Raw genomic sequence first — 19,496 nt, 5'->3', positions numbered from 1 at the left:
ATTACGAACATTATACCATATTTTCAGAACAAAGTATATAGGATTACAAATCTGTAATTTTTCAGCATTTCATGTCTGAATGTGGTATAACAGTATTGTAAACATGATAAACAGTCATGAAAAATCATTAAAGGAGAATTATTATGAAAAAAATAGTTTCTTATATTGCAATACTTACAATGCTGTTCGCAACAGTTTCATGCGGACGTACATCTTCCGAAAACGGCGGAGTATCATCAAAGGTCACAGTTTCCTCAACAGCTGTATCAACAATAGCTGCTTCAACTGCAAGCAAAACAGCTTCAACCACTACAAGTGCAAAGAGCAACACCAACGAAGCTAAAACCAAAGCAAATGAAAACAACACAGCAGCAGGATCACCTGTAAGCAGCGGTGCTTCACCTATAAACAAGTCTGATTATATGCTTATAATCGGTACATGGTATGAAGAAAACGCCCTCGATCCACGCACTCTTACTGTCGATGCTGACGGCTCATACGAGCTTGCGTACCGCGGCGGCGGAAAAGAATGCGGCAAAATCGAAATCGAGATACAGGACATTGACGGCACACATTCTAACGCATGGTACTGTTTCTTCAAGGCAGACGGCAGCAAATGGGAGGATTTCAGACTGAGCTGGTCAGATGATATGCCGCCGAGACTCTGCTCGGGCTTTGATTCGTCTGCAATATCCTTCGTCATGTCAGGAGACTATTCTCCCGCAGAGGAAAACAAGACTCCCGTAACAGCTGAAAACCCATTTGACGAGTATATCGGACAGTGGGCAAGCGAAACACAATGGAACGGCAATAATTATTACATTCAGATAAGCAGGAACCGCGAATCCATTAACGCAGAGGTTTCTGCACACAGTGCAGTTGCAGATTATCTGTGGAATTACAGCTGCGTATGCAGTGAAGACGGCACATATATCGAATGCACCGGCGGCGGAACACTGAGCAGAACAGATCATGCACCTAACGGTGATATTCTGGAGCCCGTGACGGTTTACAGTGACGGCACTGCAAGATTCAATATCAAGGGCGGTACGCTCTTTTGGGAAGACTGCAAAGAAGGCACTGCCCGTCAGGTCGGTTTCAGCAAGATCGGATAATAAAAATGGCAGTTCATTAACCATGATACTCATATAGGAACTTATAGTTTTTTATCGGGGAAAACCTTTCTGAGGAAAGGTTCTTCCCCGAACCCCTTTCCAAAGACTTTTATCTGGTTTTTTCTCAGATAGGGCGCTCCATAAATAAAAAAGACCTGCAAAATGCAGGTGCGCCCTATCTGTGAAAAAACAAAACGAAAGTTTTAGGGAGAGAGTTTGAGAGAAGCCCTTTTTTCAAAAGGGGTTCTCTCAATAATAAGCATAAAATTCTATATAAGTATTACGGTTATTGGACTGCCATTTTATATATCAAAAACAGCCTGTACAGAAACGTACAGGCTGTTTTATTATGTAATAACCATTAATTTCAGAAATCTTAATTTAACAACAACTTTTTTATACAGTTGTTGCTATTTTTGATTATATATGTTATAATGTAAAATATACTTATTTTATTGGCAAAGTAAACATAAACGCCGTACCCTTGCCGACTTCGCTTTCTGCCCATATCTTTCCGCCGTGGGACTCGATTATGAATTTGCATATGAACAATCCAAGTCCCGTGCCTGTTTCGGAGTGCTTTCCCTTGTAATACCGCTCCCAGATATGAGGCATATCCTCTTCCGAGATACCGCTTCCCGTATCCTTTACGGTGACTTTGACGAAGCTGTCTTCTTCCTCTGCCTTAACGAGTATTGTACCGTTTTTAGTGTGCTTTAAGGCGTTGGAGATGAGATTTACGAATACTCTCTGCAATCTCGAACTGTCGGCTTCGACCTTTGGCAATTCAAGCGGTATACGGAGTGCAAGGCGGTTGTTGTTTTTGTTCAGAACTGCGAAATAAGTCTCAACGGTCTCGCGCACAAGGCTTTCAATATCGCAGGGAGCAAGTTCAAGAACCATTCGTCCTTCCTCAATACGTGTTGCGTCAAGTATCTGGGTAACCATGAGAGCCATGCGATTGGATTCGGAACTGATACGCTTGAGTTTTTCCTGTACAAGAGCTGTACTGCCGCCGTTTGCAAGGTCCATTTCCGCATTCTGAGCATAACCCGACATCGCTGCAAGAGGCGTTTTAAGTTCGTGGGAAGCGTCTGAGAGAAAGGCTGTTTTCATTCGGTTGGCTTCTTCAAGAGCCTCTTTCTCCTGCTGTGCGCGGAGTTGTTCCATTTCGATCGGATCAGCAATATATCCTGTTATTTTTCGGGTATAGAACAGACATAGCAGGATCATCATTATCAATGCAGCAGCCATTATCAAAAGAGCTCTTTTCAGTGCACTGGTACTGGATCTGTTGGCTTTATCCGCATATTCATCTATAAAAACCTTGGAATAATTATCTATTTCTTTGTTATAATACTGTTTTTTGATGACACATATCTTTAATGGAGCTTCAAAACAATTTACTGTATTTATTCCTATCGCTGTAATGGAATCATCAGCTTTTATTGTCGAATAATCCGCTCCGCTTTCCATTAACCATGTAATTCCGTCAGGAAAGGGATATTTTCCTATTTCGCTCTGACGGCGCTCGTCAAAAAACAGTTCGGAAAGGATTTCTTCGGCTTGGGTACGTGATTGACCGCTGGGACTGTAAAAGAAATCATTATAGTAAAACAATACTATATCCGTATAAAGCGACGCTTCATTCTCCATATTCATAGTGGAACAATAAACGTTCATTATGTGATCGATCTCCGCCTCAAATTCAGCACCTGAATCGGTGGGATAAAACCTTTCTTCAGTCAGATATGAGATAAGTCCGACAGTATACTGATTTGTATTGTACAGCATCATTACCTGATCTTCAAAGTAATAGTCCTGCATATCCTTTGAAAACTGAGTAAGCGAGTCTTTTTCCTGTGTTCTTAAATGACTTGTGAAGAATGCGAATACAGCTATCATGCATATGAGAATAAAAAGCATGGAAACCAATATCAATACAAATAATTTACGGCGAAGCTTTGATTTCTTTTTATTCATGTTATCGCCTCCTTTATTGGCTGAATACATTATACCATATTTTTTATTATAAGTGAACTAAATTACAGAACTGTAATCAGGGGGAGTTTTTATGTCACACATTTTATTAGTAGAAGACGATTCCGATATCATGCGAATCAACCGCTCATTCCTTGAAAATGAAGGATATACCGTTCATTGTGCGGATTCGGTGCAGACTGCCGCATTCAAACTGGAGGAATGTGTTCCCGACCTTGTACTCCTTGACGTTATGCTTCCCGACGGCGACGGAATGGATTTCTGCAAGATACTCAGACAGAAAACCAATGCTCCCGTTATATTCCTTACAGCCCGCGATGAAAATGACGACGTGATAATGGGCTTCCGCAGCGGAGGCGACGACTACATAACCAAGCCCTATGACCTTAATGTATTAAAGGCGCGTATAGAGGCTCAGCTCCGCCGCAATGTCAAGCAGTCTCCCCAGCACCCGAAGATAGAACTGCCCTATCTTACAGTAGACCTTTTTTCAGGCTCTGCCGCTCTTGACGGCACAGAGTGCTCACTGCCCCAGCGAGAGCTCCAGATACTGTATATGCTTGCTTCACGGTTAGGAGAGCGTATCAGCTACCATGAGATATACAAAAACATCTACGGTTGCGACGTTGAGGACAGTAAAAACACAATAAGAGTCAATATTTCCCGACTGAAAAAACACCTGAATATGGACGATATGAGCACATATGAAATAGCGTCTACCTCTGACGGCGAGTACGTTTTAAGACGAGTTATGTTCTGAAAAATTTTTTCCGATTACAAATTTGTAATTATACAACACTATCTCTGTCAATATGCTATAATGACATTGTCAACAGAGATCAATCGCTTCTCTGAACGAAAAATAAAGGAGAGTTTATTATGAAAAAAATAATTACTTGTCTTGCAATACTTACAATGATGTCAGCTATGGTATCATGCGGAAAAACAGAAACAGGCGGAACTTCTGAAAATGTAACGACTGTTGCAGCAACAACATCTGCTGTATCAACTACAGCAGCAGGAAATGAAAAAGCAGCAGCAACAACTGCCGCTTCGACAGCAGACAAAAAACAGGAAAAAGCTTCGGATAATGCTAAGGCTACTGCAAAGGAAGCTGAAAAGGAAACGCTGGTTTTAAACGAAAGAGACCGTTTATTCGGCGGATACGTTGCTACTGATTCCGGCGACCTTAATCTGAGAGCAGAACCGTTTCCGACAGCAGATATTTTAACTTCTATACCCAAGGACACACAGATAGATGTTTATTCATGCGGCAAAGCAGGCTGGTACTGCACAAGCTATAACGGCAAAACAGGTTATATAAGCGCAGATTATGTCAAGGAGATACCCAAAGACGGTATGCAGGCTTATATTACTGATATAAGCGAACTTGTTGGTCAGTGGAAATACCAGATAGCTCCTGAAGGCATGAATATTACAGCAGGAGTGACCGACAACGGCGTAATCGATATAAAATCAGACAGTACATACGTCTATACCGACCTTGACGGCAACTCCCATTCGGGTACGGTAAAGGTAGATTATGATACATTCGGCGGCACAGACAGTGTTCCGTTCTTTGCTTTCTATGAGGGCGAAAAGTTCTTTATCGGCTGTTACTGCCATGATACTCATTCCGACGTATATATGACAGGCAACGGCGGTATGTCACAGATAACACGAATCAAATAACAGCTGCACTGCAGCCTCCATAAATTCAGGAACGGTCTTGACCGTTCCTTTTTTTATTCAGTACGATTACAATTTTGTAATTCTGAGCACAGAGAGAAAAATATATGCTATCATATAATCACAGAAAGGCACACAGCCCGATAAAACCTGACAATTATAAAACGGAGGTAATAATTATGAAAAAAATAATTTCCTGTATCGCTTCACTTGCACTGTTAACATCATTCCCGATAGTTTCAGCATTTGCAGCCGATATTGAACCAACATCAGCACCGAGCACAGCTGTATCAGCTGATGATAAAACAGATATAAGCAATATCGTCGGTCATTGGAAATATCAGGTAGCCGAAGAAGGAAAGAATGTTTTAACAAGCTTGATCGACAGCGGCTTTATTGACGTAAAAGATGACGGAACATTCGTATACACAGATATCGAGGGCAATACTCAGAACGGTATAGTAAAATTAGAGTTTGACACATTCGGCGGCAATTACCGTGTACCATATTTCTCTTTCTATGGCGATAACGGTTTCTATACAGGCTGCTACTGCCACCAGAATGACAGCGATGTCTATATCACAGGCAACGGCGGTATGTCTCAGCTTGTACGAGTCACCCAGAGCAATGATAACACAGATAATAATGCTATTCCTGAGAGCTCAGACGAAAAAACTGCTGACAAAAAAGAAGTAGCCATTTCAAGAATGAAAGACTTCAATACCATTATGGCTATTATGAACGCAAGCCCGATGTATACTGTGGTTGACGCTGTTGTAAACGATCATGTACTTGTAACAGACGAACGATTCAAAACTATCGCCGATTTCAAGAGCTTTATCTCTGAAACTATTACAGGCGACCTCAGAGACGGATTTATCAGTGAATGCGATTACTGCTTCACTGAATATAACGGCTCGCTCTATGTAAGAACAGTTGGACGTTCATTCTTCAGTTTTGAAACAGAGTACGGAATAGCTGTTCTTGATCCTGCTATGGACGGATTTTCAGCATTAACAATCGGCGGAAATCAGCTTTTCGGCAACGGCAAGGCAGAATTCAGATTTGATGACGGCAAATGGAAGATAAGCAGCTATGAATACGGCGAATGGCGCGACATAATGGCAGTTGAAAACTACGATTTTTCAGATGTTGCAGGTATCTGGTATGAGGATACCGAAGGAAGCTGTAATGTTCTCAATATCAGAACAGACGGCAGATTTACATATTCCTATTCCGGCGGCAACGATTTCGGTACTTTGCAGGCTGTGTACTGGCTGAATGAGAATGAAGAAAAAATAATAGGTCTTGAGCTTGTCAAAAACAGAGAAATGCCTTTCCATGCAGGCTTCAGAGCTCCAGAAGAAAGTCCTTGCAATGACATTTATTTAGAACAGGAAGGCAGCCCGACACATTTTATTCGCCGTGAAGAACCCGGCAGGTACACTGTTGAACAGCTCTCTGACATGGCTGCACAGGATTATGAGGAAAAGACTGGTATCAGACCTGCAAATACACTGCCGATGATAAATGCAGATGATTCGGTAACTGTAGCGCTTTACGGCGAAAACAAGAATCCTTATGACGCATACATTCTTGATCCTGACACAGGCACAGGCGAGCTCCACTCAGACAAAAGCCCGGTCAGCCTCCCACAAACAGGCAACAATTCAACGGTAATGACAGGAACTATTGCCGCAGCAATTGCACTTACAGTTGCAGGTGCGTTTGCTTTGACAAAATCAGGAATGCTTCGCAAAAAAGAAGATGAAGAATAATAACTTCGTTATTGTCAATCTCATATTTTTCAAAAAGAAGGAATGGCTGCAAAAATAAAGGGAACGCTTATATAGCGTTCCCTTTTATGATGCGGTGTTACTGCATCTTATAAGAATCGATCATCTTCTTGCTGATATGTCCAGAACGACGAACGCAGCGTCCATCATTCCTGATATAGGAGATTTCAGCAGCTATATTGGTTTTAAGCTTAACTTCAAGCTTCATAGATTCTCTGTTTATCGGAACAACATCTATCCTGTCTATGATCGCCTTTGTCATTTCATCGACTTCATCATGTGACATCTGATGTCCGGGTGTGTACATAGTGCGGAAGTAATTTTCTATGTTAGCCATTTCCTTTGCATAATCATCTTTTTCCTGTGCCTTGAGTTCCAGTGCGTGAATATCTTCTTCAAGCTGTGAGATAAGAACATTGACACTGTCGTTACGCTCACGGAACTCATCACGCGAAATAATATTATCCGTATACAGGTCAAGCAGCTTTTCACGCTTGGCCTTTTCTTTTGTCAAACTTGATGTCAGATGATTTATCTGACCTTGTAAACCAGTATCACGTCCGCTTTCACGGTATATCCGCATAAAATCTGTAACATACTCATCAATATTACCTGCAATTGTCTGGAAATGCTCTGACAGCATTTTATAGAGATCTTCCTCCATTATCGAAAAAGATGCACAGCTCTTAGCCCCGAAACGCTTCTTTTCGCTGCAAATCCACTGATATACAGACTTTCCCTTTGAAACGCTGTTGGAATAGCTGGTCCGCCAGTATGGCTTGTCATGCGCCTTACACCATATTACACCGGTGAAAACACTTTTATCCTTGAAAGAGCGTCCCCTTGTCTTGATAGCCGTACTGCGCTCGTTGAAAATAGAATTCGCCTTTTCCCATAGCTCCTCACTGACGATTGCAGGAACTACCTCCCCTGTTTCGTCTTTATAGAGAACCCACTCTTCCTCGGGCAGGAAACGCTGTTCACGGGTGCGGTAATCCACGATCTTGACCTTGTTGCCGCAGTAATAGCCTTTATACTTAGGATTCTGGATTATCCCGTTAATAGTGTTATGATGTATGCGTGAGCCGTTTCTGTTGCGGTATCCCTTTTCCCAGAGTATATTCTCGATTTTTCGGGAACTGTAGTCCCCTGTCGAATAAAGCTCATATATCAGCCTTACCATCTCGGCTTCAGCTTCGTTTATAACAAGTCTGCAATCCTGTTTATCGTACCCGAAGATACGGCTGTTCCCCATTACATTACCGCTTTCGATAGCGCGTTTGTGTCCCCAGCGCACACGCTCGGAGAGCTTTCGCACTTCATCTGCCGCTATACTGGACATTATAGTGAGGCGAAGCTCGCTGTCCGTATCAATAGTGCAGATATTGTCATTCTGGAAGAATACTCCGACACCTGCCCTAAGCAGATCTCTTGTATACGTGAGGCTGTCAATGGTATTTCTGGCGAAACGGCTGACCTCTTTGGTAAGGATAAGGTCGAACTTTCCTGCCTTGCCATCTTCAACCATGCGCATGAAACTTGCACGGTTCTCAGCAGATTCGCCGCGGACACGGTCAACATAGCCCTCAACATACTCCCAGTTGGGATTGTTTTTTATCATGTCCGTAAAAAAAGCTATCTGGTTCTCCACGGAGTTCTCCTGCTCGTCCTTTGTAGTAGAGACACGAGCATAGAAAGTCACACGCATTTTAACATCAAAAATAGTCTTGCGCTCTGCCTTCATCTGATTAGCAATGCTATAGATATCCATAGATGCCCTCCTTTTTCGGTACGTTATCATCATATTTATTATATCATACCAGTATTAATTGTCAAGTGAAAAAAATGCCTGCCGCTAACAGCGGCAGGTAAATAAAGTAAATTCTACTGCATATTACCACTGACTCGATCAATATGTTCGATCAATTCAACCATTTTTCCAAGACGAGTATGGTCTATCCAGCCGTTTTTATATAAGATATGTGCCCATGCCGTCAGGGTTTGTTTTTTGAGTGCCACCTCCGGCGATTCTGATTTTTTCATGATTTCCCCTCCTTCATATTAATTATGATTCTTGTTAACGGTAAATATACCATATTTTTTCCTATTGACACATCGAAGTCAAGCAGATATAATTAATGAGTAGATAGTTTCACGAAGGACACATACCTAATCAACTATACCATCTCTTACGTTCTCTTCATCAAATATGAAGTCATCAACATGTCCGCTAAGAATGGTTGGAACATTACGTCCAAGCTTCTTGTTGAAGAGATTAGCCTTTACAATTATATCACCGCGCTCCATACCATCAAATCGGTATAATTCGGATTTTCTGTAGCGCAGCTCTGCCAACACTAAACTCTCAGAATTCGATGAAGGTTTAAGGAAAATCTGCACGCCTGCTTTTCCCATTACTTTGCCGAGATCTGTATTATACGGATAATAATCCTGTGTGGCTCCATAAAAGGAAATATGGCTATTGCGCCCTTCTTTCATGATCTTACGTATCGGGCTTGTTTCCATAAAATTCTGGTTCTGAATTTCATCGATAAACACGTCCAGAGCGACCTGAGGATTATCGTGTTGGTAGTTGTATAATGACTCCAACATCATATCTATGATTTGATTTCCCGACTCCGTACGAATAACAACGATATTATTCGAGTTTCTGAGAAACTCACTCCATGATCTCTCAGCCATGCCACATCCTTCGATGTCCTCAATAAGAGGCTCAATACGATTGAGCAGACTCTCCAGTGTTGTACTGTTATTATTTCCGCCACCGTTGAGGCGGCGGAGAATTGTTTTACAATTGTGTCTGTCGCATTCGTTAAGTTTGGAAAGCTCATAATCACAATCTTCCAGTTCGTCTAGGAGTGGCTCGAGATAGTCTTTCACGTTTTCGGTTGTGAAGAACTCCTTGTCAATCCCATTAAGCTTGTTAATAATCGAATCACAGGTAATTCTATCATTGTCATCAAGGTCAGTAATGACCTTCGACAACACCTTACGAAGTGCGTTAGTCTGCTGAGGACTAAGTTCTCCGATACCAGCTTGCAAAACTCCAAGAAGAAGCTTTTTATTCACAGTAAGGTTTACATTGCGATCAATCCCGAAAAGATCAATCGGTATTCCCTCCTGGTCAAGGTCGTAGATAGTTACGTTTTTATCGACAAAGCTCTTAGAAAGGCTACAACAGAGCTTTTCATACGTAAAAGATGTTTTTGAAGATGCAAAGGCAACTACACGGTGCCCAAGTTTGAAGCACTTAGCGAGGAGCTGGCAAAGCAAGTATGACTTTCCCCAGCCACTCTGCCCCGTTATGTAGAAATGACCGTTCTCTTCATCATTGTAGCAGACCTTCTTGCCTGCGTAATGCCCATTTCCATCGTTGAGAATCGTCAAGAAATCATCTTGTGGTATATCTGACTTTTCAAACATGAAAGCGTCCATATCAGGATTTTGAAGCCTGTAAACTACATCAGCATCCAGTATTTCGATTGATATATTATATAGGTACAGGCGCTGAGACTCTCCTGCGCTGTTATGCAGAACAACCGGATTAGTATTGCCGTCAGTTTTTTCCAAATATCCCAGCCTTTTCAAGGCACTAATAAGCGTTTCAATCTGACGTATGCTTTTCATGCTCGTAATGATATCTCGCAGTATCCTTGCGGAAATAAACAATCTGTCGCCGTCCAGAAGGAGCGATTTTCCGTCATCATCAAAACGGATATTATTACGCTTTTGCAATACCTCATATACCGCTGATCTTATACGCTCACTGAGAATTGAAGCAAAGTCATGAACCTGGAATTCGTCTAAACTCAGCAGCTTTTCGATATCGCAAACTATCAGTGAAGGAGCATCATTCAGATCCTCATCACTCAAAATGCTGATGTTCATAAAACGCCTGAAGAAGAATTCAGCAGTATAAAACATTACTAAAGTGTCCAGTGCCTTGCCCTGACATACATTAGCCAGCTTCGACCTAAATACCGGTACCTGCTCTCTAAAAAATGCCTTGACCTCCGCACCGCGAGATGTAATCGTTGAGACTATCAAGGTCTCGAACTCTCCAAACACATACTTTACCCAGTCAGCAGGTGCTGTAACTTCAACACCGTCAGTATTTATCACGAAGAAATCGTTGGGAATGCTTTTAGCAGCGATCATATCAGCCTTATCCGAAATAACCGCAGCAAGGTTTCTGCCCTTCTCGCCATTTGTATTGCGCCTTACTATGGTTTTAAGTCCAGTTGACACCTTCTTTTCTTCGTCAACAAAAGACCTGTCCGCATAGAGACAGATTCCGTCCCAATTCAGTTCATTCTCCTTAAGCACGGCTTTTTCACCGGACTCAACTGAAGGAACAGGATCTTTGTTTGTTATGTCTCTTGTCGCCAGTAATGCTGTCAAAAATCTTCACTGCATTTTGTTGAAGGCTTGATAATAGCAATCTGTTCGACATTCAGCCCAGCTTCTTCGAGAAAATACAGCAGCTTGCTACCGAAGCGATAAGCTCCCATAAACCTGAGATTTTTATGAGCCGCAAGAATACTTTTAACGTTAGCAATAATTGCTTCCGGAGCATCATTTAGAGGCACAAGCTTGCACAGTGTAACGCCCTTTGAAAGCATTTCTCGCGGGATATAATTGTCTTCAGGATTCGCCGCATATACTACCCCTACTCCATAATCGTGAAACCCCGGGCGAGAATAAAGTATCAGTTCTTTCTCTTCAGACTGATTAAAAACAAAGCTACTCAGGTTATTGAACTGGATTCCTGTACACTTGGGCTTTCTCTCAATCTCTTTAAGATACTTATTATACCTTTCTGCTTTGTAATCCTCAGCAGTCATAATATCCCGATATGTTGTATTTTTCATAACATATTCCAGTATTACACAACGCAGTTTTTTTCCTCGGTTAATATTTTCGTAATTCCCGAAGCTATAAAGCCGCTTGTGAGATCCTGTGTTCGAACCTTACCCTTGTTATTAGAATTTTCAAGATACCATACATACTTTGCGAAATCAAGCTTGTATGTTGACTGCTCATTTACAACATCCGGAATTACTCCCTGAGGAGGGAGATTTCTCCTGCTAAAGCCTGCTACCACTTGTGGTGGCGGTGGAGGTAACGATTGCGGTTGTACCACAGGCTGCGGTGGTGGTAACGGTTGTGGTTGAGCCACGGGTTGCGGTGGTGGCAACGGCGGTGGTGATATGGCTGCCGATTGCGTAGAAATACGCTGATCCATATCTGGTACCGATGTTCCATATGTTGACGCTGAATATGCCGCACTTGTTGCATCCTCGCTCCACTCCATAGTTGAGAACTGCGTATTCATGCAATTATTTTGCATATTTGCTGAATATGCCTGTGGAAACGCACTATACCTTCTTGAATATGACACGTTAAGCGCAGGTGACACACCTGCTCCGTTCCCAAAAGTCTGACTGAGCATCTGTTGTCCAAACTGTCTTGAAACGTATGCCTGAGAAGCCTTTTGACCTACCTGAGGATAATTGTATCCTCCTTTTCCCCATTGATTATTCATAAAAAACCTCCTTACTTTTCAAAAAGTATAGGTCAGTTCCAATTCTTGCCTGCACTTTTTCTTAATATCTACGTAGTTTTCAAGGAAAAACGCAGGCTCAAATATACGAGCGCCTATAATTTCTTAATTTCCAAACAGTTTCCTCAGCATTTCTGCTGTATCCTCATTATACTTCACTTTTAGTACTAAAGCGAGGAAACATATTTACGAGATTTCATTCCCGAGATTTTTATGTAAAAGGAGTTAAATATATGAACAAAGAATATATTCCTTTATCGGAGCTGAGTAAAGAGATTTATCATGATAAAATTTCTAAAACTCAGCCGATTGATGAGAGTACCAAGAAAAGCCTAAGAAATAAATATAATTTTCTGATGAACCGTGTTGTCATGCGCAGTAAACTTGACTGGCGTTGCAGGGAAAAAGATATGATACCATTGAAAGATAAAAGCATAGTTAAAGCTCTGCTTATAAAATCATATTTCCCACAAGGCAAAGATGATGTTGATCATATTTTTGTGGATTGGTTTAACGACAGTATAGATGAGAGCGATTATGACAAGATAATCGAGCTTGGAAATCGTGCTGAATCTTTGATCAAGTATGAAGTGTCTTATGACGATTGGGATCTGGATGATGTTACCATAGATGAATGGGTAGCAGCAATTCATTCTTCAATTAATTTTACAAGAGCATTAAGTATTAAAAAGTTTGCTTATGAAATGAAAAATCTTTACGATAATTCTAATGTCCTTAATCATGATATGCCCTTTGGCGATATGATAAAAGAAAATGAATACGGAAAGCGCTCATATATATGGAAAGGGCTTCGCCCCAATATTGACACTTCGTTACCGCTTAATGAAGTTTTGTCAGGCTGCTTTTCTCAGGAGGATTATGCAAACCTTGTTCTGCAATTAATGCTCGTAATTATACAGGATTGTCAGAACAAAACGGTTGATTTTATAAAAGCATATGCGGAGCTCAAAAAGAATTCTGGCTGTGTTTGTGCTGATGAATTATTAGAAACAGGTTCTTTAGCTTCCGAGTATGTAAAGTTTTTCCAAAATATTTATGACTATCTCTATGACAGACCAGAGCTAACAAAGGAAATTGAAAATGAAATCGGAACAGATGATCTGCTGACATTCTTTAAAATGAAAGACAGGAACGCAAAGAATCCGAAGAAAACAAAGAATGAGTAATCACGCCCGCTTCCATTACGGGCAATAATTCGATTTCAGATATTTCAATCGTAATATTCATCGTAAAACTTGACATCATATTTCTTTTGGCATATAATATAGGCAGAAAATGAAGGGAGATATTCTTATGCCAAATATAGTTCCGATTTCAGCTCTCAGAAACTATTCCTCTGTGTTGCAGAATGTTGCGATTGGTTCTCCTGTTTACCTCACAAAAAACGGCAGAGGCTGCTATGCTATTGTCGATATAGCTGAACAGGAGGAATATGAGCGTACCAAAGCAACGCTCAAATTAATGTGCAAGCTTGACGAGGGCAGAAAATCCGGCGAACAGGAAGGCTGGATATCTTCTGACGACGTCAGAAGGAAATTTACAGCGAATCTATAATTATAATAGTATGAGCTTAGAGTTCCTTTGTAGCAAGGCTCACTATAGTATGTCAATAGCCTATAGCCTACTGACACACTCAAAAAACGTGTCACATAAGTTGTTTTTCAGCTTTTGAAATATGTCATATAAAACTGCCACCTTATTGAAAGATTGGAGCCGGTCGAGCCGGCTCCTACTTATTCAAATACACCTTGCTTCATACGCCCTGAGCCGACGATAGAAGGTGTTTGCACGCAGACCCATTTCCTTCTGAAACCATACTGCCGTAATAGTACCAGACTTCCACTGCTCGTACAGTTGTCCGAACTTTATCCAGTCGATAGGAATAGGCTGCCGACCTTTGTACTTTCCCTGTGCTTTCGCAATAGCGATACCCTCGCGCTGGCGCTGTAAGGTCTGCTCACGTTCAAGCTCTGAGAGCGCCGCAAATATAGACAGGACGAATCGCCCTTGCGGAGTGTCTGTGTCAATATTCTCTTTTGCACTGACAAGGATTACACCTTTGCGCTGCAATACATTCTTCTTTTGTCGGCGCTTCTGCTGACAGGCTGCCACAACGAAAGCAGTTCATCAGCGGAGGACACTGCCACGGAAAGTACAACAACTGCTACGGTGAGCGATTCCTCCTCGAAGCAGTCCGCCAAGGATACAGAAGATAACATATCCCCTACGGAACACACCACTACAACTGCGGATTCATCTGCCAAAGAAGAAAAACCTGCCACTACAACAAAAGCCGTGAACGAGCAAGGCAATGATACCGTCACAACCAAAGCAAACAGCTCTGCCGAGCCTGCAACAACTACAAAGGCACAGCAGGACGGCTCTGAGTCCGCGGCAGCCACATCAAAGCCTGTTCAGCAGACAACCACACAGGCGGTGCAGGATACGCCGTCCGATACAACCGACAGCGATAAACCAATAGAGCTGCCGTTAGTCCCCCTGAGATAGTGACATAAGGAGAACCTCGAATGAAAGAAGAATATATTACGCCCAGAATAGAGGTTGTGGAGTTTGATACCGAGGACGTTATCACAACGAGCAATACTCGCTCCAATAGCAGCGATGAACCTATTGAACTCCCTCTCGTTCCGCTAAGATAGGAGAAACCAATGAAACTGAACCCGAAATATTTGACAAATGTAAGCGCACGCCTTCAATGTCTAAAAAATCAACAGCCAATATCACGGTGATATTGGCTGTAAATTATTTACGAGGCATTGAAAGGTTGGCGCTTACCATTGACACTTCTGATATGAAAAAGCTTACAAAAGCGTATAAGAAGTTCTATGAAAGTAACGGAGGTTAAGAAGATACTCTCACTCATAACATGATTAGATTCACTATAAAAAATGGTCGGTATTAAACCGACCATTTTTTTAGATTTATAATTATTTTGCATAGCAGAAAAATTGAGATACCGTATATCTATCTGCAGGAACGCCAGGATCAACGAAAATACTAAGATAAATAAAATCAGTCTCATTAATTTGACCGTCATTATTGATATCTCCATATTTTCCTATTGCTGCTCTCAGTTCTCTTGACATAGAAAAGCTATCGATTTTTCCCTGAGAGTATTTATCTTTTTCATCGAGATATGTTCTGAAAGCTTTTTTATCCTTTATATCTACAACACCATCAAAGTTTATATCTCCAATCATAATTGGTCTTGTTATTAATAGAATCTTTTTTAAATAGCTTTTGTTCATCGTTGCGCACCATCTAATATCGTTACTACAACACCAGTTACAATCAGCCAATGTAATAGTATCTCCGGAAACTGATAAAACAAAAATCGCATGCCCATGGCCCCCATCTTGAAAGCCGACTATATCACCAGGCTTTATATCATCAACTGTTAAATTATCATGCCAAATGGTAAGAAATGATTTTGTTCCATAATAGTCGGAAGAAAGTTTTCTTGCAAATCCCTCACACACATCTTTTGATAAATAATCTCTGGTATTTAAAGGGTAAAATTGAGTACTTGATGTTGGGATAGAGCCATTACTTAATGTTTGTATATACATCATATCCGAAGTGAATACGTTTGAAGTACCGAGTGGTGTGCTTGTAACGCCCGAATCGCCACCTCCATTCCAATACATTCTATTTGGAAATTTTCTTGATTCATTTCTGATAAAATCAGACATATAAGCACCATTAGAACAAGTCAATTGCTTTTGAATAGTTCTTGCAGTAGCAGCTGATGCAGTTCCATAAGCGCCTGTTAACATAAAAGAAGCTAATGCAGCTGCAACAAAATGTTTTGTGAGTTTTTTCATAATAATATCCTCCTGAATATATAATATATTTTATTATATCATTTATCGTTCTGCTTGTCAATATTATTAAACATTTACACGTCTTTTTTTTACTAATTACAGCATTAAATTATCATTAATTTAAAAATCATACAATTTATAATTCAAAAACTCCTGCAAAAGCATATAAAAAAATTATAAGATAAATGAGAAAAAAGCTTCCGTAAAGGGAAAAGGACGGACAATATGAAAAAGGGGCGGATCACACTGAACCTTCCCTTTCTTTTTCATGAACAGGCTTACGTATTGGAACTGCAGCAGTTTCAGATTTGGCTACACTTGGCACATCAGGCTTTTCTTTTACTGCGCTCAGAGGAACAATATCCTGCGTAGACGTTTTTTTAGTTTTAGCTGTATCCTTTTTCAGTGAAGCGACACGTCCATAGTATGTGTTTACATTCACCCCATTCGCTGCACACCATTCCCTGACCGACATATTACTGCTTTCGCATTCTGCAATCCGCTCTGCCCATTCTCTGCGGCACAGTTCTCTCTGAACTTCTTTTGCTGTTGGCATATTCGTAGCTCCTTTCGGATATTTTCCTCTGGAACTATTTTAGCATTTTATTCATTGCTACGGAAGTGCTGGGAATGGTTGGCGCTTACAGTAATAGCCCCAAACGATGATATAACCGCCCAATGATGGGCGGTTCTTCTTTTATCTTGACAATGGTATCTTCTTGTGATATAATAAAAACAGAACATATATTCTGCTGCCGCATTGATAGGAGGTGGTCTGCATGTGTATGTCCTTAAGAATAGAGCCAAGAGAAATGGCTGAGGTACTCATAAAAGTTAGAAAAATGACGTTAGCTCAGGATATGTCGATAAAGCTTGGAAAGAGTCTTATCATGTCTGGTGACCTATCTCCAACAGACATAGCACCTGTTCTTGCACCGAATAAATATGGGAATATGGCTATATTTCCAATGGTGTGGGGATTCACACATAAGGCTACTACTAAGCCTCTTGCTAACTGCCGCGTAGAGACTGCAGATACAAAGGTACTGTGGAAAGATTCATGGTATAGGAGAAAGTGTGTTATCCCTGCATCATGGTATTATGAATGGGGATATCCTGTATATGAGGACGATAGCCGCAGCATGAAAGAGCATCGCAATACCAAGAAGGCCAAATTTGCCATACAGACCGAAGGTTCATATAGAACATATATCGCAGGACTATACCGATATGAGGAACATAGCGGCATGCAGGTGCCTATGTTCTCAATACTTACGCGAGAAGCAGCAGGTACTGTAAGAGATATTCATGACAGAATGCCTCTGATACTGGATAAGGAGAACGTCAAGGAATGGATACGCCCTGACGGAGATCCTTTCAGTATTACTGAGAAGGCACTGACAAATATGGTCTTTGAGAAGGCTGTGGAATATCATAGATCTCCGACGGAGTTCATAACAGCATAATGCCAATAAAACATGATTTCATGAAAACGTCCCTGCAAGCAATTGCAGGGACTCTCCATATCATTTTTTCATAAGTTGTTGATCTATCATGTACTAATCAAAATCAGAATTTACCAACCGATTTCTGCTGCAATTTTATCTCCTTCTTCAAGCAGATAAATCTTTATCCCATGCAATAAGGCTTTTTCATTTTTCGTAAAAAACTCATCCATGGATTCTGATATTTCATCAATAGCAGCTGAATCAGGCGAATCACTGTATACAAGCGGCATTAACGTTGTGATACACTTTTGAAAGCAATCATAGGCACTGTCGCCAAGATACGTTTTGATTACTCTGCCTAAGTCAGATAGGGAATCTATAGTCCTATATTCAAATTCAAAAAACTGATACATTCCGTCTTCTATTCCGCAGGTATACCAGTTATAAAGGTCTGTAAAAAGCTTTGCATTTGGACTCGTATGCCGATATGTTTCTGAAAAGACAGCAATAAAGATTTCTTCTGCATCAAGATATTCTTTTTCAAGTAGGTCTTCTTTATAATCGTTCCAAATTGAATTCATAGATGAATTCCCCCTAAATTCCGATTTATCAAAGTAACTTATGTACTATTCATATTATACACTGCACTGTCACCAAAAGTCAAGATTACATATATGAACGAAGAAGTCCCCTCACGGGGACTCTATGTATCTTTTTTTCATTAGTTTTGGCTCTACCATGGTACTAAGCTGAATTGAAATTCTATTTTTAATCGGTCTCAAATTCGTATAGCTTGCGTTTCTTATTATTATCATCAATTGAATAAATAACTATCCATAAAAAAGCATCGGTGTACTTTGAATATTCACAAGAAATAATATTTTGAAATTCTTCAAATGTTTCAGTATGTTCAACGCTGATACATATTTCAACAGGAAGACCGTCACGCCGCTTCTTTAGCTTGAAATGCGGATTGTATTCTTTTTCAGCAGAATTTGTACTGAAAACGCCATCATATCCACATGTTCGGCTGTCATATATAACATATTCATTTCCACATTCAGAACATTTTACCTTAATCACCTTTATGCAAGCACAAATTGGTTTGGGAGGAATAATAACTTCCTCTTTTGGGCCATTTCTGCTGTGAGTTAGATATACCCAGTGATGTAATACTCCGTTTTCATCCTTGGTACAACTCGAAAAGCATCCGCCCGTAATCGAATAATCCAAAGCATCATAATAAGGTTTGCAAAGTTCCTTTTCGTGTTTATCAAGATAGGATTCATATATATGAAAATGTGTACTACCACATTTACATTTCAAACCAAATGATGTGAAATCGCCTTTTGGCCTCTCATTATATGCTATTTCTTGCAAGTAATTTGGTATTGGCATATTTTTCGCCCCACTGTTTATTATATATATTCTGATTTATCATAGTAACCTGCTTACTATCCATATTATACACTGAACTATCGCCAAAAGTCAAGGTTACATATATAGAATACCGCTAATTGAGCATTTCTGTTTTACATATTTACATTGCATCGGTGATATGGTATAATATGTTACAAGAAACGAAAAAGGAGCTATATATGGGACAGAAAGAGATCATCGACAGGGACACTTACCGAAAAATCAAGAAAATGAACCGAGAGGAGCTTACAAAGTTCATTCTTCAGTATGGAGACGAGCTTCTCGGAGAACAGGGCAAAACCATTGATCTCCCGGCTCTTGAGGCTGAACTCAGTAAGATCAAAGGTATCGGTGGTAAGCGCCTTGAGGAGATAATGGTCGTTATTGAGAAATTCTTAGATGTTGAATAACCCAAAGACTTATGTGACGGCTTTACGCCGTCCTTTATATATAATAGTATTTGATGTATATCCGTGTGACACTCGGTAAGAGTAAAATATTCCGCGTCTTCCCTCTCGTTGTCCAATGATGTATAATAAACTCCAGGAAACTTGATGGAGTAAACTTGACATTCCAAA

20 protein-coding genes and 1 pseudogene are annotated in these 19,496 nt (G+C 40.6%); 10 read left to right on the top strand and 11 right to left on the bottom strand.

Annotated features, from left to right (window positions below; genetic code table 11):
• The first annotated feature begins 143 nt into the window (after window positions 1-143).
• The gene (locus T497_RS0108975) at window positions 144-1,115 is read left to right on the top strand and encodes a hypothetical protein (protein WP_028515318.1); all 972 of its coding nucleotides are present in this window, start codon (window positions 144-146) and stop codon (window positions 1,113-1,115) included.
• Between the two features lie 447 nt (window positions 1,116-1,562).
• Here the strand turns inward: T497_RS0108975 and T497_RS17520 are convergent, their stop codons facing one another.
• A complete protein-coding gene (locus tag T497_RS17520) occupies window positions 1,563-3,098 on the bottom strand; it encodes a sensor histidine kinase (RefSeq protein WP_028515317.1) in 1,536 nt (511 codons plus the stop codon).
• A 91-nt stretch (window positions 3,099-3,189) separates the two neighbouring features.
• Between T497_RS17520 and T497_RS0108965 the strand changes: the two genes are divergently transcribed.
• The 3 genes from T497_RS0108965 (at window position 3,190) to T497_RS0108955 (ending at window position 6,583) form a co-directional block, all read left to right on the top strand.
• The gene (locus T497_RS0108965) at window positions 3,190-3,876 is read left to right on the top strand and encodes a response regulator transcription factor (protein WP_028515316.1); all 687 of its coding nucleotides are present in this window, start codon (window positions 3,190-3,192) and stop codon (window positions 3,874-3,876) included.
• A 119-nt stretch (window positions 3,877-3,995) separates the two neighbouring features.
• Window positions 3,996-4,808 carry an SH3 domain-containing protein gene (locus T497_RS0108960; protein WP_028515315.1) on the top strand — a complete coding sequence of 271 codons (813 nt, stop codon included), beginning with the start codon at window positions 3,996-3,998 and terminating at the stop codon, window positions 4,806-4,808.
• A gap of 176 nt (window positions 4,809-4,984) precedes the next feature.
• A complete protein-coding gene (locus T497_RS0108955; protein ID WP_028515314.1) occupies window positions 4,985-6,583 on the top strand; it encodes an LPXTG cell wall anchor domain-containing protein in 1,599 nt (532 codons plus the stop codon).
• 97 nt (window positions 6,584-6,680) lie between these two features.
• Here T497_RS0108955 and T497_RS0108950 read toward each other — a convergent pair whose 3' ends face one another.
• The 5 genes from T497_RS0108950 to T497_RS0108930 all read right to left on the bottom strand — a co-directional run bounded on the left by T497_RS0108950 (window position 6,681) and on the right by T497_RS0108930 (window position 12,167).
• Window positions 6,681-8,372 (bottom strand): recombinase family protein, encoded by a 1,692-nt coding sequence (locus T497_RS0108950; RefSeq protein WP_028515313.1) that lies wholly within the window; start codon window positions 8,370-8,372, stop codon window positions 6,681-6,683.
• A 113-nt stretch (window positions 8,373-8,485) separates the two neighbouring features.
• Window positions 8,486-8,644 carry a hypothetical protein gene (locus tag T497_RS18310; protein ID WP_155266883.1) on the bottom strand — a complete coding sequence of 53 codons (159 nt, stop codon included), beginning with the start codon at window positions 8,642-8,644 and terminating at the stop codon, window positions 8,486-8,488.
• 126 nt (window positions 8,645-8,770) lie between these two features.
• Complete coding sequence (locus T497_RS0108940) at window positions 8,771-11,023, bottom strand: hypothetical protein (protein ID WP_028515312.1); 2,253 nt, start codon at window positions 11,021-11,023, stop codon at window positions 8,771-8,773.
• Window positions 11,020-11,493 (bottom strand): hypothetical protein, encoded by a 474-nt coding sequence (locus T497_RS0108935; RefSeq protein ID WP_028515311.1) that lies wholly within the window; start codon window positions 11,491-11,493, stop codon window positions 11,020-11,022. The genes T497_RS0108940 and T497_RS0108935 overlap by 4 nt, the downstream gene beginning before the upstream one ends.
• A 14-nt stretch (window positions 11,494-11,507) precedes the next feature.
• Window positions 11,508-12,167, bottom strand: a complete 660-nt coding sequence (locus tag T497_RS0108930) for a hypothetical protein (RefSeq protein ID WP_028515310.1) — start codon at window positions 12,165-12,167, stop codon at window positions 11,508-11,510.
• 251 nt (window positions 12,168-12,418) lie between these two features.
• Here T497_RS0108930 and T497_RS0108925 point away from each other — a divergent pair, with 251 nt between their 5' ends.
• Entirely contained in the window at window positions 12,419-13,372 is a 954-nt protein-coding gene (locus tag T497_RS0108925; protein ID WP_028515309.1) for a hypothetical protein, read from the top strand.
• A gap of 127 nt (window positions 13,373-13,499) precedes the next feature.
• Window positions 13,500-13,760 (top strand): type II toxin-antitoxin system prevent-host-death family antitoxin, encoded by a 261-nt coding sequence (locus T497_RS0108920; RefSeq protein ID WP_028515308.1) that lies wholly within the window; start codon window positions 13,500-13,502, stop codon window positions 13,758-13,760.
• Between the two features lie 183 nt (window positions 13,761-13,943).
• Here the strand turns inward: T497_RS0108920 and T497_RS16390 are convergent.
• Window positions 13,944-14,282, bottom strand: a pseudogene (locus tag T497_RS16390) (recombinase family protein); the annotation flags it as partial.
• Window positions 14,283-14,288: 6 nt separating this feature from the next.
• Here T497_RS16390 and T497_RS0108910 point away from each other — a divergent pair.
• Together T497_RS0108910 and T497_RS18935 are read left to right on the top strand one after the other, a co-directional pair.
• Window positions 14,289-14,714, top strand: a complete 426-nt coding sequence (locus tag T497_RS0108910) for a hypothetical protein (protein WP_155266882.1) — start codon at window positions 14,289-14,291, stop codon at window positions 14,712-14,714.
• Between the two features lie 20 nt (window positions 14,715-14,734).
• Window positions 14,735-14,866: a hypothetical protein gene (locus tag T497_RS18935; protein WP_278244735.1), complete on the top strand. Its 132-nt coding sequence runs from the start codon at window positions 14,735-14,737 to the stop codon at window positions 14,864-14,866.
• 288 nt (window positions 14,867-15,154) lie between these two features.
• On the opposite strand, the gene T497_RS0108900 is transcribed toward T497_RS18935, so the two are convergent.
• Window positions 15,155-16,051, bottom strand: a complete 897-nt coding sequence (locus tag T497_RS0108900) for a dockerin type I domain-containing protein (protein WP_028515306.1) — start codon at window positions 16,049-16,051, stop codon at window positions 15,155-15,157.
• Window positions 16,052-16,292: 241 nt separating this feature from the next.
• A complete protein-coding gene (tnpA, locus tag T497_RS16385; RefSeq protein ID WP_037324742.1) occupies window positions 16,293-16,607 on the bottom strand; it encodes an IS66 family insertion sequence element accessory protein TnpA in 315 nt (104 codons plus the stop codon).
• A 229-nt stretch (window positions 16,608-16,836) separates the two neighbouring features.
• Between tnpA and T497_RS0108890 the strand changes: the two genes are divergently transcribed.
• Window positions 16,837-17,517: an SOS response-associated peptidase family protein gene (locus T497_RS0108890; protein WP_242839996.1), complete on the top strand. Its 681-nt coding sequence runs from the start codon at window positions 16,837-16,839 to the stop codon at window positions 17,515-17,517.
• Window positions 17,518-17,627: 110 nt separating this feature from the next.
• Here T497_RS0108890 and T497_RS0108885 read toward each other — a convergent pair whose 3' ends face one another.
• Window positions 17,628-18,080: a hypothetical protein gene (locus T497_RS0108885; RefSeq protein ID WP_028515304.1), complete on the bottom strand. Its 453-nt coding sequence runs from the start codon at window positions 18,078-18,080 to the stop codon at window positions 17,628-17,630.
• 187 nt (window positions 18,081-18,267) lie between these two features.
• Window positions 18,268-18,897 carry a hypothetical protein gene (locus tag T497_RS0108880; protein ID WP_024859407.1) on the bottom strand — a complete coding sequence of 210 codons (630 nt, stop codon included), beginning with the start codon at window positions 18,895-18,897 and terminating at the stop codon, window positions 18,268-18,270.
• 200 nt (window positions 18,898-19,097) lie between these two features.
• Here T497_RS0108880 and T497_RS0108875 point away from each other — a divergent pair, with 200 nt between their 5' ends.
• Window positions 19,098-19,328 carry a hypothetical protein gene (locus T497_RS0108875; protein WP_028515303.1) on the top strand — a complete coding sequence of 77 codons (231 nt, stop codon included), beginning with the start codon at window positions 19,098-19,100 and terminating at the stop codon, window positions 19,326-19,328.
• The last annotated feature ends 168 nt before the right edge of the window (window positions 19,329-19,496 follow it).

The sequence above is a fragment of the Ruminococcus flavefaciens MA2007 genome, from assembly GCF_000621845.1.
Lineage (GTDB): Bacteria > Bacillota > Clostridia > Oscillospirales > Ruminococcaceae > Ruminococcus > Ruminococcus flavefaciens_E.
This window is presented reverse-complemented; position numbering and strand designations above follow the sequence as displayed.

Bases quoted from the DNA above. Each gene is read 5' to 3' on its own strand.
- T497_RS0108975 (WP_028515318.1), top strand. From the start codon at position 144: ATGAAAAAAATAGTTTCTTATATTGCAATACTTACAATGCTGTTCGCA.
- T497_RS17520 (WP_028515317.1), bottom strand. From the start codon at position 3,098: ATGAATAAAAAGAAATCAAAGCTTCGCCGTAAATTATTTGTATTGATA.
- T497_RS0108965 (WP_028515316.1), top strand. From the start codon at position 3,190: ATGTCACACATTTTATTAGTAGAAGACGATTCCGATATCATGCGAATC.
- T497_RS0108960 (WP_028515315.1), top strand. From the start codon at position 3,996: ATGAAAAAAATAATTACTTGTCTTGCAATACTTACAATGATGTCAGCT.
- T497_RS0108955 (WP_028515314.1), top strand. From the start codon at position 4,985: ATGAAAAAAATAATTTCCTGTATCGCTTCACTTGCACTGTTAACATCA.
- T497_RS0108950 (WP_028515313.1), bottom strand. From the start codon at position 8,372: ATGGATATCTATAGCATTGCTAATCAGATGAAGGCAGAGCGCAAGACT.
- T497_RS18310 (WP_155266883.1), bottom strand. From the start codon at position 8,644: ATGAAAAAATCAGAATCGCCGGAGGTGGCACTCAAAAAACAAACCCTG.
- T497_RS0108935 (WP_028515311.1), bottom strand. From the start codon at position 11,493: ATGAAAAATACAACATATCGGGATATTATGACTGCTGAGGATTACAAA.
- T497_RS0108930 (WP_028515310.1), bottom strand. From the start codon at position 12,167: ATGAATAATCAATGGGGAAAAGGAGGATACAATTATCCTCAGGTAGGT.
- T497_RS0108925 (WP_028515309.1), top strand. From the start codon at position 12,419: ATGAACAAAGAATATATTCCTTTATCGGAGCTGAGTAAAGAGATTTAT.
- T497_RS0108920 (WP_028515308.1), top strand. From the start codon at position 13,500: ATGCCAAATATAGTTCCGATTTCAGCTCTCAGAAACTATTCCTCTGTG.
- T497_RS18935 (WP_278244735.1), top strand. From the start codon at position 14,735: ATGAAAGAAGAATATATTACGCCCAGAATAGAGGTTGTGGAGTTTGAT.
- T497_RS0108900 (WP_028515306.1), bottom strand. From the start codon at position 16,051: ATGAAAAAACTCACAAAACATTTTGTTGCAGCTGCATTAGCTTCTTTT.
- tnpA (WP_037324742.1), bottom strand. From the start codon at position 16,607: ATGCCAACAGCAAAAGAAGTTCAGAGAGAACTGTGCCGCAGAGAATGG.
- T497_RS0108890 (WP_242839996.1), top strand. From the start codon at position 16,837: ATGTCCTTAAGAATAGAGCCAAGAGAAATGGCTGAGGTACTCATAAAA.
- T497_RS0108885 (WP_028515304.1), bottom strand. From the start codon at position 18,080: ATGAATTCAATTTGGAACGATTATAAAGAAGACCTACTTGAAAAAGAA.
- T497_RS0108880 (WP_024859407.1), bottom strand. From the start codon at position 18,897: ATGCCAATACCAAATTACTTGCAAGAAATAGCATATAATGAGAGGCCA.
- T497_RS0108875 (WP_028515303.1), top strand. From the start codon at position 19,098: ATGGGACAGAAAGAGATCATCGACAGGGACACTTACCGAAAAATCAAG.